The following is a 16,613-nucleotide window of genomic DNA, read 5'->3' on the forward strand; positions in this document are numbered from 1 at the left end:
CCGCTTGAACGAGGCTGAGTGGCGTCGCGTGAAGCCGACCAGATCAGCGTGCTTCACAGATCATCTGGGCAACGTCATTGCATTGACGGCAGTGCTGACCGATTGTTAGGTATGGCAAAGCGTCGATCATCTTCACCTATCCAGCCTGCGGTTCCTCCGCCGTCAGCCGCTAAGGTGCAGTCGGGCGGCGGCGCAATCGATAGCGGCCCCGCTCGGGTAGATCATCTGATCGTAGGCATCGGCGCCTCAGCGGGCGGACTTGATGCTTTCCGGGCATTTTTCGCGCAAATGCCAGCCGATAGCGGCATGGCCTTTGTCTTGGTCCAGCACTTGGACCCGGACTACAAGAGCGCCTTGGCCGAAATCATTGGCGAATGCACCGCGATGCCCGTGGTGCAGGCCTCCGACGGAACGGTCGCCGCCCCGAACACCGTCGCGGTCATTCCTCAAAACGCCATCCTGAAGATCGAGGCTGGCGTCTTGCGAGTCGCCCTCCCGGAAAGCCCGACGGCGCGACGGTCCTCCGTCGACACCTTTCTCGTGTCGCTGGCCGACGATCAGGGTGAAAACGCCGTCGGGATCATCCTCTCGGGCTACGGGAGCGACGGGACGATTGGGATCGCGGCGATCAAGGAAGGGGGGGGGCTGACCTTAAGCGAAGCGGCGTTCGACCACCGCGCAAAGTTTGGGATGCCGCAGAGCGCCACCGCCGGCGGCTTTGTTGACTACGTCCTCCAACCCGAGGAGATGCCTGCACGCCTGTTGGAGCACCGAGACTTCAAATCCCGAGAGGCGATCCATGGCCTCAATGAAACCGCCGAGCCCGGCCGGGTCAACCACCTGATGACCATTTGCGCGGTGCTCAACAGCCGCCTGGGTCGCGATTTTGGGCAATACAAATCCAGCACGCTGATGCGTCGCGTTCGCCGGCGAATGCAGGTGCTCCATATCGAAGACCCGGCCGAATATATCGCCCAGCTACGCAGTCTGCCGAATGAACCCGAGCTGCTGTTTCGCGAGATCTTGATCGGCGTAACCCGCTTTTTCCGCGACCCAGCCATGTTTGATGCCTTGGCCGCGACAGTCTTGCCGGACTTGATCGCCAACGGCGGTGCTGAAGAACCGATCCGGGTATGGGTCGCTGGCTGTGCGACGGGCGAGGAGGCCTATTCTCTCGCTATCCTGTTCCGAGAAGCGTTGGCCCGTGCGGAGTCGCCACGAAAGGTGACGATTTTCGCCACCGATATAGATGATCGCGCCGTCACGATTGCCCGGGCAGGCCTCTACAGCGATGCAATCGAGGCAGATACCACAGTCATCCGACTCGAGCAGAATTTTTGTAGAGAAGGCCAACGCTATCGCGTCGCGAAACACATTAGAGAAATGTGCGTTTTCTCAACACATGACTTAGTTAAAGACCCGCCGTTTTCGAGGCTCGACATGGTTACTTGTCGAAATCTGTTAATCTACTTTGAGTCTCCGCTACAGCAGCGCGTCATTGCAACCTTTCATTATGGACTTAAAGCCAATGGCCTCCTTTGGCTCGGCCCTTCAGAGACGATCGCCGCGAGTGGGCGTCTGTTTAAGGCGTTCGACAAGCGCAGCAAAATCTTCAGGCGTCTCGACGTCGCCCCCGAAATCCCGCGCCCCAAACCAAGTAGCCGAATGAGCCCAGCTTCTCCTTCTCAGCGAACCGCTGAGCCCGACAACATCGACGCTCAAGCAACGCGGATGATCGCGCAATACGCGCCCGCCTATATCGTTTTCGATGGCCAGCACGAGATCCAGCGGTTCTCGGGACCGGTCGAAAAGTTCATGCAGCCAACAACTGGCGGCGCCAGCCTGAATCTCTTCCGAATGCTGCACGCTCAGTTGCGGTCACCCGTACGCAGCCTCATTCGCAAGGCGCTCGAGCAGCAACGTCCGGCCCAGGAATACGTCACCTTCCAGGTGGCCGGCCAGCCGCACACCATCAATCTGATCGCTGAACCGATGGCGGAGCCAGCCGGGGGGCAGCGATGTTTCCTGCTGGCGTTCCAAGAGCTGACGTCGGCAGCGCCACAAGCTGATTCCGCGAAGCCTGATCAGCCCGTCGCGGCTGCGGATCCGGAGCATAGCGAACTGATCACGGCACGCGAAAAGCTGCAGACCATCACTGAGGAACTGGAGACGGCGAACGAGGAATTGCAGAGTTCCAATGAAGAGTTCCAATCCGTCAATGAAGAATTGCATTCTACGGTTGAGGAATTGGAGACTTCGAAGGAGGAGTTGTCGTCTATCAATGAAGAGCTCCAGACCGTAAACGCAGAGTTGAATAACCGCGCGGACAGCTTGGTGCGATCCAACAGCGATCTCGCCAATCTGTTCGATAGTACTTCGATCGCGACGCTCTTCCTCGACAATAAATCACATATTCGGAGGTTCACCCCGGCGATCACCGAGATTTTCAATGTCCGGGAAGGGGACGAAGGTCGCCTCATCAGCGATTTCTCATCCCGCCTGGCCGGCTCCGCCCTGACCCAAGACATCGTCACGGTGCTGCGTGATCTGGGCTCGATCGAACGCGAAGCGGAGTCTGAGGACGGCGCCGCGACCTATCTGGTTCGCGTGAAGCCATATCGTGACCTGAACAATGTCATCGATGGCGTCGTCATCACGCTCATCGATATTTCCGACCGCAAGAAGCTGGAGCGGGACCGGGCTCACCTTGCCGCCATTGTCGCGTCCTCTGAGGACGCCATCATCAGCCATGATCTCGAGGGGACGATCAGAAGCTGGAACGCTGGCGCGGAGAAGATCTACGGCTATACGGCGAGTGAGATGATTGGGCAGCCGATGTCGACCTTGCTGGACGACGTGCAGATCGACGAATGGCCGACCAATCTGGCCCGCCTACGGCAGGGCGAGCCCATTACCGACATCGACATCAGCCGGGTCACCAAGGGCGACCGGGTCATCTACGTATCACTGAACATCTCACCGATGCGCGACGCGCAAGGCGTTATCATTGGAGCCTCGGCCGTGGCGCGGGACATCGCCATGCGAAAGATGGCGGAAGAGCGCGCTGAGATGCTGATGGAGGAACTCGATCATCGTGTGAAAAACATTTTGGCCGTTGTCTCGTCAGTGGTCACTCAAACGCTCAAGGCAGGGGGCACTGCGGAGGCTGCGGGAGCCGAGATTGAAGGTCGGATCCAGGCAATCTCGCGCGCTCACGGCCTCTTGACCGAACTTGGCGGCGTGGAGGGGTCGCTGCGCGGGCTCGTGGCGACGGAGTTACAGCCTTACCAGCACCGCTCGAACGTCACGATGTCGGGCGAAGATGTTGTGCTTTTATCGAGGGCAAACCTGAGCGTGGCGTTGGCGATCCACGAACTGGCGACAAATTCGGCCAAATACGGAGCCCTTTCGACCGAGGAGGGGCGCCTTAACGTCACCTGGCGCGTTGTTCGAGTTGATGGGAAATCAGAGCTCGAAATCATGTGGCTAGAAACCGGCGGCCCGCCCGTTACTCCCCCCACGCGCCGGGGCTTCGGAACCAAGCTCATCGAGCTTAGCTTGGTTCGAGGACTGAAGGCCAAGGTGGATCGGGAGTTCCTTGCAACCGGGGTCCGGTGCCAAATCTCGGTGCCGTTTACCGAGGAGATCGGTCGCGTCCTTTCCGCAGCGGGTTCTGAGACGCCATCTCGATGACTGGTGGTTTAGCCAGATTGCGTGTGCTCGTGGTCGAGGATGAGCCTCTGATCGGGATGGACATAGAGGACGCCGTTGCAGGACTTGGTCATGAAGTCGTCGGTCCGATAGCCGAGCTCGATGAAGCCTTGAACGTAGCCACCATCGCGGCGCTCGGTTGCGCAATTCTCGACATCAATATCATCGGCGGCCATTCCTATCCCGTCGTTGACATACTTCTAAAGCGCGGCTTGCCAGTGTTGCTGCTGAGCAGCTACCGCGCCGAGACGCTGCCGGTGCGACTGCACCAAGAGTCCCGCCTTCCCAAGCCCTTCACGAGCACGCAACTGGTCGAAGAAATACGAGATCTGTGCGCCAGGGCCGTAGACTCGAGTCGTTAGAGGCCCGGGCCCCTTTGCTAGGAGGGGGACGACGATCAAACTAGCGGCGTTGGCGCGGGGCTCGCTGAGGTAGGCATCCGCTTTCGGCAACTTGCATAGGTGGCTAGGTTATGGCGAAGGACTTCCCGGTCGTTTGTGTCGGCGGCTCAGCTGGCGGTCTAGAGGCCTATATCCGGCTACTGAAAAATCTGCCGAGCGACCTGGGTGTGGCGGTCGTCATCGTCAATCACATCCGAACCGTTGCCACCAGGCTGCACCAAATTCTTCCGAACTCCACGCGCATGCCCGTGGAGTTGATTTCAGACAGGCTGGTCGTCCGCCCCAACTGCGTGTTCATCATCCCAGAAGATCGTGATCTGCACATCCTGAACGGGGAGTTTCGACTAAAGCCAATCTCGAAACCAAGGGGTTGGCCCGACGTCATTACGGTCTTTCTGCGCTCGCTGACGGAGAACTGGTCCGGCCAGCTGATCGCGGTGATTGTCTCGGGCTATGACGGAGACGGGGCAGCCGCATTGTGCGGGATAAAGGGCGTCGGCGGGATCACGATCGCTCAGAAACTCGACACTGCCGGTCAGCCCGACATGCCGCAAAGCGCCATCGACAGTGGCTGTATTGATTTCGTTCTTTCGCCGGAGGAAATCGCACATGAAATTCGGCGGATTGCGGACGGGGACCCGGTTATCCGCTGACGCCTCCATCCTGGGCGACGGGCGCCGTGGCGACGCCGATGTTCGGGGCGCCGCCGGGGATGCGCTAGAGCATTTCACGGCCTGACTGGGTCAGGCCGTGAGCTCCAACCTTCTGTTTTGACGCATTTTTCTTGACGCGAACCGGAACCACTTCGCTCGAAAAATGCTCTAGTGGCGGTGATGGACTGGGCGATGAGGAAGGTGCTGTCCTGGCGGCTGTCCAACAGCATGGACGCCGAGTTCTGCATCCAGGCCCTGGAGCAGGCCATGGCCCGTTACAGGCCGCCAGAGATCTTCAACACCGACCAGGGCAGCCCGTTTACCTCGCCCCGCTTCGTCGACGTGCTGAAGGACGCCGGCGTGCGGGTCTCCATGGACGGCCGCGGCCGCTGGATGGACGATGTCTTCATCGAGCGGCTCTGGCGCAGCCTCAAATACGAGTGCGTCTACATCCATGCCTTCAAGACCGGATCGGAGCTGCGGGCCGGCCTGACCAAGTGGATCGGCTACTACAACACCAACCGGCCCCACTCGGCCCTTGCCGGGGCCACCCCCGATGAGGCCTATGGGCAAATCCAGGCGCCGCCCTGTCCGGGGCTCGCCCCGGATAGGGCCAACCTCGAGCACAAACTGGCGGCGTGATCTGAACCTGAACCAACCTTAGCCAAGCCGCCAAACCGTGCGGAGAACCGGCGCCACCTCAGACCCTTCCGGCCTCGACCCGAAGCCCGCTGTTTGTCTAGGGCAGCACTATAATTAGTAGTCCGCGTTTTAATGGTGCAAGGTGAAGACCGACCCGTCCCGAGGCGACCGTCGTATGTCAACGAAGTCAGCTGGACGCTCAATGCCCCCACCTCGATCGCGAGCAAGGTTTTCTCTGAATAGCGCCGCGTTCGAGCACGTTCCTGAATGAACCGAACTACTCCGAAGCTGCGTATCTACGCTGAGCGTCTCATCGCTTATGAGATGGGCCAGAATGCGTATTCTAAATCAAAACCCACTGCGGGCTTTGTCGTCATAGAGACGTTGAATGCACATTTTGGCGCACTCATGGGCGCCGCAGGGTTTCGCGCGCTCATTTCGCGCGCCCTCGTGCTGGCTAGCGCGGAAGTTGCTTGGCTGAGCGATCTGAATGTCAAAGCGGATTGCTCTTTCGAAGGGCTGAACCAAGTTGAAGCCCAAGCGAACCCAGAAGAAATCGCTACTGGCGGGCTTGTTCTGCTTGCCCGGCTGCTAGGGTTGCTAGTAACTCTCATTGGCGAAAATTTAACACTGCAGTTGTTGAACAACGTCAACGGCTTTCAGTTGGTCCCGGAAGACTAAGATGGCAAAGAAACCTAACCCCGCAGCTACCCGCAAACTGACGGACAACGCCGCGAGCCAACCGGCAAAGGTCGCGATCCGTAAACTGCCGACCGGCGTTCGCGGCCTCGACGACATCATGGGCGGCGGCGTTCCGGAATTTTCGTTCAACGTCATCGCCGGCCTGCCCGGCTGCGGCAAGACCACGATGGCCCATCAGATCGTTTTCGCCAACGCGACGGCGGAAAAACCCGCGCTCTTCTTCACCGTCCTCGGTGAGCCCGCCATAAAAATGTTGCGCTACCAACAGCAGTTTTCATTCTTCGACGGATCCAAGTTGGGAAAGGCCGTCCGCTTCATCAATCTCAGCGACCTGGTGTTGAATCAGAACCTGGATGCGGTCCTTGCTGAAATTATCAAGCAGGTCACAGCGACCAATCCGGGCGTCGTGGTGGTGGACTCCTTTCGCACCGTGATGCGCAAACCACAGGCCGCCGCCGGTGAAATGGAGATGCAATCGTTCATTCAGCAGCTCACTCAGTTTCTAACCAGTTGGGAAGCCACGACGTTTTTGGTCGGCGAATTTGGGCAGGAAGAGACCCAAGGCAATCCGCTGTTCACCATCGCTGACGGCCTCTTCTGGCTTTCGCAGAAGGTGGAAAGAAATTCCGTGGTGCGAAAACTGCAAATCCTGAAAGTGCGCGGGTCCGGTTCGGTGCCGGGACTGCACACCGTCCGCATCAACGACGACGGGTTGCAAGCCTTCTCGCGCACGCTGGGATTCATCCCCAAAACGGGGAAGCCGGCCAAGCCCCGGCGGCTTTCGATGGGCATTCCCGATTTGGACAAGATGATGGGCGGCGGCGTTCTCGAAGGCGACAGCCTGCTCATCGCGGGGCCGTCGGGAACGGGCAAGACGGCGCTGGCCACCCAATTCATCGCCGCGGGACTGCGCAATGGCGAGCCGGGGATCATGGCGATCTTCGAAGAACGACCGAAAGGCTATGCCGATCGCGCCGACGGCTTTGGTTTGAATTTGAAGACGCCGCTGGAGAAGGGAAAGCTGGAAATCATCTACCTTCGTCCGCTCGACCTTTCGGTGGATGAAACCATGCAAGAGATTCTCGACGCCGTCGAAAGGGTCGGCGCGAAACGTCTGGTGATCGATTCTTTGGTCAGTCTCGAGATGGCGCTGGCGCCCGGTTTCCGCGAGGACTTTCGCGAGTCGCTGTACCGGCTGATCGTGGCGTTGACGGGAGCCGGGGTCACGATTCTCAGCACCGTCGAAATCGAGGATACGTTCACCGGGTTTTCCTTCAGCCATTACACGATCTCGTTCCTGACCGATGACATCATCAGGATGCGCTATGTGGAAATCGACGGCCAGCTACGGAAGGTCATGGTCGTGATCAAGATGCGCGGCGGCAATCACAGCAAAGACATCCGCGAGTATGTCATCACCGACAAGGGCGTGGTCGTCATCCAGCCGCGATCCACCGACTATGACGGACTGACCACCGGAATTCCCACGCGAACCGGCCCGAGCCCGGCGCAAAAAGCAGAGCCCCCTCCGGAGCCGAAGGCTGGGGCGAAGCCGAAGGCGAAGGCGAGGATTGTGAAATAGAAGCCTGGCAGCAAATAGACTTGAGGTCCGGTCTCTGGCAGGCCATCCGGGCCGCGCTTACCCTCGACAGGAGGGGGGTAGCCAAGCCTAGCCGCCCGTTCGATTTTCCGGCGCTGCCTCACGGTTGTGGTATACACGTTGGGAGACGAGCCTCTCGTCGGGCCGATGACCCAAATGACTGAAGCCACGCAGTTCCATAAAAATACGATCGCGATGAACGAGGCGCTGATCCTCAGTTCGTTGCGCCAGCAAGAATTCGTCGACACAGCAGACGCATTGAACGTTAGACTGCAACTCGAAATCACTGAGCGAAAGCTAGCGGAGGCAACGCTAAGCGCGAGCGAGGCGAGATTTCGGATGCTCTTCGAGTTCATCGACGAGGGCTTCTGCACACTCGAAAAGCTCGTTACCCGCGCCGGCGCGCCCAGCGACTTCCGCTACCTCTCCGCCAATGCCGGTTTTGAGAAACAAACTGGTGTCGGCGGCGTCGTCGGCAAGACCATTCGGGAAGCGTTTCCTGACGAGCCCCAGGAGTGGTTCGACACCTACGACGCCGTCATGGCGACGGGAGAGCCGATTCGTTTCGAGCGCGAGCTGGCGTCGCAAGGGCGGACACTGGAGTTGTTCGCTTTTCGCTTCTTGGATGGGGCCGTCCTGAAAATCGGTGTGATCTTCCTCGATGTGAGCCTGCGCAAACATCATGAGGAGCAGCAGGATCTGCTCCTCAAAGAGATGGATCACCGGGTCAAAAACCTGTTCGCCATCGTTGGGGGAATGGTGGCGTTGAGCGCCAAGTCGGCGACCACGCCCAAGGAACTGGCCGAGACAATTCAAGGCCGGCTCGGCGCGCTCGCCAGCGCCCACCAGTTGATCAGACCGCGGCTTGCGGCGGCCCCGGCCGAAAAGCGGGAAACCACCTTGGGCGAATTGGTCCGGCACGTGCTCTCGCCCTACGTCGATCCGGCGGGGACGGGCGAAGGCGCGCGCACCGAAATCGACGGGCCGGAGATCGCGATCGGCGCGGAGGCCGCCACGAACGTCGCGCTCGTCGTGCATGAGTTGGCGACGAACGCAGCCAAGTACGGCGCCCTCTCGGTCCCCGGCGGGCGTGTCCGCATTTCGTGGGCGGTGGCCGAGGGCCGCCTCGCTCTCTCGTGGCAAGAGAAGGACGGACCCGTGATCGAGGCCCCGCCCGACCGAGAGGGCTTCGGCAGCGTGTTGGCCCGCAGAAGCGTCAACGGGGGGCTCCGCGGGGACCTGATTTTCCACTGGAATCCCGATGGGTTGGTGGCCCTTCTTTCAGCAGAAACGGAACGTTTGGCACTTTGAGCGCTTACCCGTATGCGACGTTTTCCAACTTCGCGTCGCGGCGCCTTAATTGCTCAACCACTATCAGTCCTCGTGGCCGAGGATCAGCCGCCCATTGCCTTGGACATGACGCTCGTCGTGGAGGGCGCCGGCGGCAGAGTTCTCGGTCATGGCCCGGACTGCCATGTCCCGATCGGTGAACATTCCCACCAATCGGTCGTTCTCACCGACCGGCAAGAGACCGGCGTCGTTCTCCTTCATGGTCCGCGCCGCGTCCCCGATGGTGTCGTCCAGCGCGCAGACGCGCACATCGGTGCTCATGCATTCGCTGACGTTCATGTCGATTGTCCTTCGCTGACCAGAACTGCCTGATGAAGCAACCGTTCAGACACTTGAGAGACGACAACATGGATCAGTACACGTTTCGATAGAGCGGAGGTCGAGGCGGACCTGTGTCTTGCCTTGGCTCGGTGGCCTCGCGAAAGCCACCAGGAGGACGTCATGAACAGGCACTTGCCTCGGGCCGCGCGCCCAACACGCTGCCGGCCGGCATCGGCGGGCAGCGGCCGCTTGAGGGACGCGACCATCGCTGGTGAGGCCCCGGACATTCTGAAGGGCGAAAACACGGTGGAGGGCGGTGTCGAGAACAACGCCGGTCTCGTCGGCGGCGTCGATTCTGATCAGCGCCGCCGAAGCAAGTCCCTGAGGGTTCCGCCATGTTGGATCTGACCCATGCCCGCGAGTTGATGGTCGATCGCCAGATTCGGCGTCGCGGGGTGAATGACGACTACGTGCTGGCGGCGATGAGCGAGGTCCCACGCGAGATCTTTGTGCCTGAAGGCCTGCAGGAGTTCGCCTATGAAGACTCGCCGCTGCCGATCGAAGCCGGACAGACCATCTCCCAGCCCTATATTGTCGGGCTGATGATTCAGGCCGCCGCGATCCGTCCGGGCGACCGGGTGCTCGAGATCGGCGCCGGGTCAGGCTATGCGGCAGCGGTGATGAGCCGAATCGCCGACCAGGTCTTCGCCGTCGAACGCCACGACGCCCTCACAGAACTCGCCCGAGAGCGCCTGCAGCGTCTGGGTTATGACAACGTCGAGCTGCGCACCGGCGACGGCACGCGTGGCTGGCCCGAGGCGGGACCGTTCGACGCGATTCTGGCGGCAGCCGGCGGTCCGGCGATCCCTCAGGCGTTGAAGGACCAACTCGACCTGGGCGGGCGTCTGGTCATGCCGGTAGGCGAGAGCCAAGCCGAGCAGCGCCTGGTCAAGGTCACCCGGGTCAGCGCCAGCCATTTTGAGGAGGACGACCTGGGCGGGGTCCGCTTCGTTCCGCTGATCGGCGAGCATGGCTGGCCGGAGGCTAAGAATGAGCCCCGCCGGGACGCCGAGCCACGCAGCTTCCGCAAGGTTGAGCCGGAGCCTTCAATCTCGGCGCTGATCCGCGCGGCCGCCGAGCCGCTGCCAGACCTCGACGACCCTGCCTTCGGCCCGCTGTTTGACCGTTTCTCCGAGGCGCGCGTGGTGCTGCTCGGCGAGGCCAGCCACGGCACCTCGGAATTCTACCGCGCCCGCGCCGCCATTACCCGCCGGTTGGTCGAGCATCACGGCTTTACGATCGTCGCGGTCGAAGCGGACTGGCCGGATGCGGCCAGCCTGGATCGCTACGTCCGCCAGCGCCCGTCGCCGACGCATGCGCAGCCGCCATTCCGGCGCTTTCCGACCTGGATGTGGCGCAACACCGATGTCGAGGCCTTCATCGAATGGATGCGCGGCTGGAACGAGGGGCGGCCGGCTGAAGCGCGCACGGGCTTCTACGGCCTCGACCTGTACAATCTGTCCGGCTCGATCCAGGCCGTGCTGGATTACCTAGACCGGGTCGATCCCGAGGCGGCCAAGGTCGCGCGCGAACGATATGGCTGCCTGACGCCCTGGGCCACGGAGCCGCAGGGCTATGGTCGCATGGCTTTGACCGCCGGCTACTCGCGGTGCGAACAGGGCGTGGTCAGGACCCTGACGGAGATGCTGGAGCGACGCCTCGAGTACACCGCCCAAGACGGCGACAGCTTCCTCGACGCCAGCGCCAACGCGCGGCTGGTCAAGAACGCGGAGGCCTACTATCGCGAAATGTATTACGGCGCCGCTGCGAGCTGGAACCGGCGCGACACTCATATGTTCGAAACGCTTTGCGCCATCCTCGACGCCAAGGGACCGGACGCCAAGGCGGTGGTCTGGGCCCACAACTCGCATATCGGCGATGCGTCCAAGACCGAAATGGGCTTGGTCCGGGAAGAGCTCAACATCGGCCAGCTGTGCCGCGAGCGCTTTGGCCGCGACGCCGCCCTGATCGGCCTTGGAACGCATGCCGGCACGGTCGCCTGCGCCAGCGACTGGGGCGAGCCGATGGAGGTCAAGCCCATCAACCCTTCACGACCCGACAGCTACGAGCGCCTGGCCCACGACAGCGGGGTCAGACGCTTCCTCCTCGACTTGCGCGAGGGTGTGCATGAACCGCTGCGACAGCTTCTGCTCGCTCCGAAGCTGGAACGCTTCATCGGCGTCATCTACCGGCCGGAAACCGAGCGCTGGAGCCACTATTCGGGCTGTTCCCTGCCGCAGCAGTTCGACGCCTGGGTCTGGTTCGACGAGACTACTGCTGTCACGCCCCTGCCCACGCGCCAGTTGGAAGGCGAGGACGAAACCTGGCCGTTTGGTCTCTGATCAACCCGACCTTCTGATCCGACGAGGAAGAGAGGCCTGCTGTGTCTCAACGGCAGGGCTCCCCTCAGCAACGGCTCCCGCGTGACGACGACACGGGGGGTGTCAGGATGAGTTTTTCGGCTCGTGCAACAGGATCTTGAGCGAAAACCGGCGGCTGAGATCATTCCGAATTTGGCTGGCCGCTGTGTGGGTCTAAGCCTAGAGCATTTTTCGAGCGAAGTGGTTCCGTTTTGCGTGAAGAAAAATGCGTCAAAACAAAAGATTAGAGCTCACGGCCTGACGCAGTCAGGTCGGGAGATGCTATAGACGCAGTTAAGGCGACGGCAGATGTAGTGACGCTCGCGGACCATGGCACGGGCGCCGTCCACGCCGAAGGGCCGGACAATATCAACAGCATCTTCGACCGCATGGCGCGCGGCGAGATCGAAGGCCGGTTGGCGCTGGACTTCGATGATCGGCTGTGAGCGGCGTAAGGACGATCGGCGCTGGACTGGTCGCCATCTTGGTCCTGGGCATGGCGGCCCAAGCTTCGCCAAACCCAAGCCGCTGCGGTCTTCGCAGACGTTTTGGCGCCAGGCGATCGCCCAGTGCGATTGCGGGATCTGCCATGCCGTGGACGCCCGGCCCAGCCCGCTGGCCGATGCGCCGCCGTTCGCGACCTTGTATCGGCGCTGCCCGCCAGGCGGTCTTGACCAGATCCTGACCGAAGGCATGCTGGCGCCCAGCCGCAACCCGGGGAGGGCTCTGCCGAACGCCATCCGCGCTTGCCGACGGTCGAACTGGGTGACGAGGAAGTTGCTCAGTTGAAGGCCTCTCTCCGGAGCCTTGATCCTCGGCCTGGGACCAAGCTGCGGAAGGCGGCGCATTGAGAAGCCGTCTCGCGGAGCGCCGACAGCGCCTGCGGCGGCCAAGTTTTTTTCCCGCGATTGAGCAAGATCAAGTTCATCGGCGCGGCGCGGCGAGATCATCGGACAACGAACAGGAGGTTCGCGTCATGACCGTTCTTCAACTGGCCTTCGTCATCTTGAATGTCGCCGCATTCGCGACCGTCGTCCTGACCTTGAGCGCGGTGTCGGTGCAGGCCGCCGCCGGCGAAGGGACGGTCATGCGCAGGTCAAAAAGGCCCTGGGACGGGAGAACCGAACGATGACCCGCCGGCCTTCCTTCAAGCTTCAAGCCGCTTTGGTCGCGGGTCTTGTCGTTCTGGCCGTGGCGTCGGCGGCCGGCTGCCAACTGCGGCAGTTTCGTCAGCCCCATCACGAGCCAGCCATTCGGCCGCTGAGCGTTCGCTAGCCCTAGGACGTCCAAGGAGCCTTCCCGATGCCTATCCTTGCGGACATGCCCATCGACGCCCCTCGGATCATGGGGCGCGACGGGTGAAGCGACGATCGGCGCGGCGGTTATGCCTTGACCCGCGCTGGATCTTTCCAACCGTCGCGCTGGCCGCTCCGCTGGCGAGCGGCTCCTCGGCTTCGCTGTTGCAGTTTCGCCCTGCTCGCCTGAGGCGGCTTAACTAGCGGCTTCGGCGCCCTGCTGGCCATCCGCGATGCGCCCAACGGCCAGAGCCTCACCCTGGTGGTGCTGGTCGTGGCTGGGGCGCAGGCCTTGGCGCTGCTGGCCCTCGCCAGCCTCGCGACGACTGCGGGATGGCGCGCGCGAATACGGGCGCTGCTTTCGCTTTGCGGGCTCTTGGCCTTGGTGATCCTGGCCGTCAACGCCATGCCCGACTGGCGCAGCCTCGGGGCCGCCTTGGCGGTGGCGCTCGATCGGAGTGTCGCGCACCAAGATAGGGAACCAGGGGGAAATCGGAGAGTTGAGTGGAGGCGCCGCTTGCCCTGAGCGATCCCGCTTGTGGCGTCCAACTCGCTTATGGCCTCGTTTTATGGCCTGGTTTCAAGGAACGCATCGAGGCAGCCTCCAAGACGGCCGGATTGCCAATGAACCGTCTTCTGCTCGTGGCCCTGGCCTCCGTTAGCATGACCGCCGCCGCCGCGAACGCTGCATCTCCGGCCTCGACGCTGAAGGGCCACGAACTCGCAGCCCGGGCCAAAATCACGCTCGTAGCCTTGGCAAGGAGCTCGAGGTCGGGGTCGATGCCAAGACCGGAAAGGCGCCTGAGAACGGTTCCGAGACATTGGTCAAGGAGGCCCAGGAAGCCGTTGGGAAGGTCACCGCAGAAGTATTAAAAGCATCTCGGCGCATCGCCAGCATCGGCTTTTGGCGAGCGGGCATCTGGCTGTTTCTGGCGCGAACCCGCCGCCAGGGCCATCGATCCGATGGCCACTCTCCACCGAGCATGGGCGGATGCAGCGAGAGTAGCTTAGATTTCTGACCATCAGCTTTGGGTTGGGCTGAAGCGGTTCCCCGCGCCGCTCCGGCTCAGCATTCAGTAGATGTCAGGCCAAGCGCTTGATGTCGCTCAAGGCAGGGTGGGAGCCAGGGGTAGAAGAGTGAATGAAGCAGGAGCGACCGCCATGACCTATGCCAGCATTCTCGCCATCCTGACCAGCGGCCCGGACGATGCCGTCGTCCTATCCGCTGGCGCGCAGTTTGTCCGCGGACAAGGCGGCGAAGTGAGGGCCAGGCTGGCCCTGCCCACGGCCTCCAGCCTGATGTTCTCGGAAGGAATGTCCGGCGGCTATATCAGCCAGGAGATCGTCGCTCTCATCCAGCAGGCCAATGACGACGCTCGTCGCAATACCGAGACGTTGGTCTGCGAGACGTCCAAGCGCGAGGGCCTTACACTCGACGCAGAGGGCGGTCGCATTGTCTTACTACCGGAGGGGTCTATGGCCGAGTCGGACATGCTGGGCGAGACTCCGCTCTGCGATCTCATCATCGTCGGCCAATCGACGTTCAAGAGCCTAGGGCTCTGGAGCGGCCTGGTTTCTGGGGCGTTGATGCAGGCCAGGCTGCCATTCTACATCGCGCGCCGGGTGGCGCCCGAACATGGCGTCGCCGCGATCGCCTGGGATGGAAGCCAAGGAGCCGGTCGCGCGGTGCGTGCTGCTCTGCCGCTGCTGACCGCCGCATCGAAGGTAGTCCTCCTGCAGGATGCCGACCACATCAGCGCCACCGATCGTCTCGCCGCAGACCTGACAAGTCTGGGGGCCTACCTCAAGCTCCACGGCGTCAAAAACATCCTTGCCGTTAGCCAGTCTGGGCTGAGCCGTGGCGGCGGCCTGGGCGCAGCCGCGCGGCAAGCCCGCGCTGATGTGCTCATCGCCGGCGCGTTCAGCCATGCGCGCGCCATGGAGGCCCTTTTCGGCGGCGCCACCGACGACATGCTGCTGCAGCCCGCAGGCGATTTCAACCTGCTGCTGGTCCACTAGCCAGGTCACCCTTAGGCGCGTCTTCGCCCCGCCGAGCGACGCAGCGCTGCTTGAGAGCATCCGCCGATGAGGGCGCGCAGGTTTTTCATGGGTCAAAGTTTCTTACTTCCCACGAACCTGGAAGTTTGCCTCCTGCTCCGGTTATACTTGGACGAAAATGGGTGTGCTTCTCACCATGGATCTGACGCCTCTTAGCGTCCCAACGCTGCGCATTGGCGCGCTCGTCAATACGTCGAGCGGTGGCTACGCACCCGGTTTCGAAAACGAGTTGGAAGCCGTGCTGAAGGAGATGGGCTGCCGGGTAGCCAAGATCTGGTGTGTCCGGGGCGAGGCCGTGGACGCCGCATTGCAGGAGGCCCGGTCTCTTCAGCTCGCCGTCCTAATCGTGTTGGGAGGCGATGGCACGCACCGCGCCGCCGCCGAGGCGTTTCCGATTGGTGGCCCTTACCTGGTCCCACTTCCCGGCGGGACGATGAACAGACTACCCAAGGCCCTCTATGGCGCCCTCAGTTGGCAAGACGCGCTGGGCGCAACGCTAGCGGCGCCTACCGTGCAATCGATTGGCGGCGGACGCATAGGGGAGAAGCCGTTTTTTGTTTCCGCCATCATCGGCAATATCTCCCTGTTCGCCGAAGCTCGCGAGGCCCTTCGGGATGGCGATATCGGCGAGGCTGTTCGCGAAGGCCTTGAGGCGATTGGCAAGAGTTTCGAGGGATCCCTGCACTACGATTTCGAAGGCCAATCCGGCCAGGCGCAGGTCGTGTATGTTGGATGTCCGCTAAAGCCGATGGGCCTAAAACCCGATATCGTGGCCTTCCGCGTTGCAGTGATCACGCGCGATGGGGCTCTCGACGCCCTAATGCTGGCGCTACGAAAAGTTATTCCGGGGGCGGCAGCAGATCAAATGATCCGGAGCGCCAATGTCCGGCACGTGGAAGTACGATCGGACGAGCCCATGTCGGCGGTTCTCGACGGCGAAACCGTCGATCTAGGCAAAGTCGCCATCGTGGACTTCGTGCAGGCGGCTTTCAACGCCCTAGTCCCCCGTACACTGCCGGATCCTGCACAACTCAAGCGGGGGCGCTCCCTAGGTTGAGAATGTAGGCGATGACGTCTTCGCGATGACGCCACCGTCGGTCAGGCTCCAGACCGCCCACGATCACGTGGAATCGGTGCCCACCATCGCCTGGTACGGCTGCCCACGATCACTGGAATGCGCACGTGTCCGTAGCGGCTGGTCGTGCAGCCATTCCACGAAGAGAGCCGCAACGCCGGCCAGTCGAGGTCATCTTGTAGGCGCCCACCATGATTTCGATCAAGCCCATCGTCGATCGGTATCGACAGCCAGATCCGGTCTCGACGCTTGGTGGTCACGACGCTAATCCGGCGCCTCCATGGTCTGTGCCGCTTCACGTAAGGAACCCGGAACGACACGAACCGGCGATCGCCACGGACCGAGCCGCATCTTCGGAGTCATCCTGGCCCTAATGCCTGTCGACGTGAATCAAAGCGGCTCGCGCAGCACGACGCTTACTTGCGCTGGGATTACCCGCAGCAGC

At 61.9% G+C, this 16,613-nt stretch carries 12 protein-coding genes and 1 pseudogene; 11 read left to right on the forward strand and 2 right to left on the reverse strand.

Features of this window, described 5'->3' with window-relative positions; translation table 11 throughout:
• Positions 1 to 18 precede the first annotated feature (18 nt).
• The 7 genes and pseudogenes from ACP694_RS06620 to ACP694_RS06650 all read left to right on the forward strand — a co-directional run bounded on the left by ACP694_RS06620 (position 19) and on the right by ACP694_RS06650 (position 9,020).
• Positions 19 to 3,693 carry a CheR family methyltransferase gene (locus tag ACP694_RS06620; protein WP_426011346.1) on the forward strand — a complete coding sequence of 1,225 codons (3,675 nt, stop codon included), beginning with the start codon at positions 19 to 21 and terminating at the stop codon, positions 3,691 to 3,693.
• Positions 3,690 to 4,073: a response regulator gene (locus ACP694_RS06625; protein ID WP_426011347.1), complete on the forward strand. Its 384-nt coding sequence runs from the start codon at positions 3,690 to 3,692 to the stop codon at positions 4,071 to 4,073. Before ACP694_RS06620 ends, ACP694_RS06625 begins: the two co-directional genes overlap by 4 nt.
• Before the next feature lie 110 nt (positions 4,074 to 4,183).
• The gene (locus ACP694_RS06630; protein WP_426011348.1) at positions 4,184 to 4,765 is read left to right on the forward strand and encodes a chemotaxis protein CheB; all 582 of its coding nucleotides are present in this window, start codon (positions 4,184 to 4,186) and stop codon (positions 4,763 to 4,765) included.
• A gap of 168 nt (positions 4,766 to 4,933) precedes the next feature.
• Positions 4,934 to 5,407 (forward strand): annotated as a pseudogene (locus ACP694_RS06635) (transposase); the annotation flags it as partial.
• A gap of 267 nt (positions 5,408 to 5,674) precedes the next feature.
• On the forward strand, positions 5,675 to 6,088 hold the full coding sequence (locus ACP694_RS06640) for a hypothetical protein (RefSeq protein ID WP_426011349.1): 414 nt from the start codon (positions 5,675 to 5,677) through the stop codon (positions 6,086 to 6,088).
• 1 nt (position 6,089) lies between these two features.
• Positions 6,090 to 7,691, forward strand: a complete 1,602-nt coding sequence (locus tag ACP694_RS06645) for an RAD55 family ATPase (RefSeq protein ID WP_426011350.1) — start codon at positions 6,090 to 6,092, stop codon at positions 7,689 to 7,691.
• Between the two features lie 174 nt (positions 7,692 to 7,865).
• A complete protein-coding gene (locus tag ACP694_RS06650) occupies positions 7,866 to 9,020 on the forward strand; it encodes a sensor histidine kinase (protein WP_426011351.1) in 1,155 nt (384 codons plus the stop codon).
• A 63-nt stretch (positions 9,021 to 9,083) separates the two neighbouring features.
• Here the strand turns inward: ACP694_RS06650 and ACP694_RS06655 are convergent, their stop codons facing one another.
• The gene (locus ACP694_RS06655; RefSeq protein WP_426011352.1) at positions 9,084 to 9,338 is read right to left on the reverse strand and encodes a CBS domain-containing protein; all 255 of its coding nucleotides are present in this window, start codon (positions 9,336 to 9,338) and stop codon (positions 9,084 to 9,086) included.
• A gap of 377 nt (positions 9,339 to 9,715) precedes the next feature.
• On the opposite strand from ACP694_RS06655, the gene ACP694_RS06660 reads away from it, so the two are divergent.
• Together ACP694_RS06660 and ACP694_RS06665 are read left to right on the forward strand one after the other, a co-directional pair.
• On the forward strand, positions 9,716 to 11,722 hold the full coding sequence (locus ACP694_RS06660; RefSeq protein ID WP_426011353.1) for a protein-L-isoaspartate(D-aspartate) O-methyltransferase: 2,007 nt from the start codon (positions 9,716 to 9,718) through the stop codon (positions 11,720 to 11,722).
• Between the two features lie 332 nt (positions 11,723 to 12,054).
• Positions 12,055 to 12,186 (forward strand): hypothetical protein, encoded by a 132-nt coding sequence (locus tag ACP694_RS06665; protein ID WP_426011354.1) that lies wholly within the window; start codon positions 12,055 to 12,057, stop codon positions 12,184 to 12,186.
• 541 nt (positions 12,187 to 12,727) lie between these two features.
• Here ACP694_RS06665 and ACP694_RS06670 read toward each other — a convergent pair.
• Positions 12,728 to 12,982 (reverse strand): hypothetical protein, encoded by a 255-nt coding sequence (locus ACP694_RS06670; RefSeq protein WP_426011355.1) that lies wholly within the window; start codon positions 12,980 to 12,982, stop codon positions 12,728 to 12,730.
• Positions 12,983 to 14,196: 1,214 nt separating this feature from the next.
• Between ACP694_RS06670 and ACP694_RS06675 the strand changes: the two genes are divergently transcribed.
• Entirely contained in the window at positions 14,197 to 15,054 is an 858-nt protein-coding gene (locus tag ACP694_RS06675) for a hypothetical protein (RefSeq protein WP_426011356.1), read from the forward strand.
• A 163-nt stretch (positions 15,055 to 15,217) separates the two neighbouring features.
• The gene (locus ACP694_RS06680; RefSeq protein WP_426011357.1) at positions 15,218 to 16,150 is read left to right on the forward strand and encodes a diacylglycerol/lipid kinase family protein; all 933 of its coding nucleotides are present in this window, start codon (positions 15,218 to 15,220) and stop codon (positions 16,148 to 16,150) included.
• The last annotated feature ends 463 nt before the right edge of the window (positions 16,151 to 16,613 follow it).

Origin of the sequence: Caulobacter sp. DWR2-3-1b2 (assembly GCF_049896345.1) — a bacterium.
GTDB lineage: Bacteria > Pseudomonadota > Alphaproteobacteria > Caulobacterales > Caulobacteraceae > Caulobacter.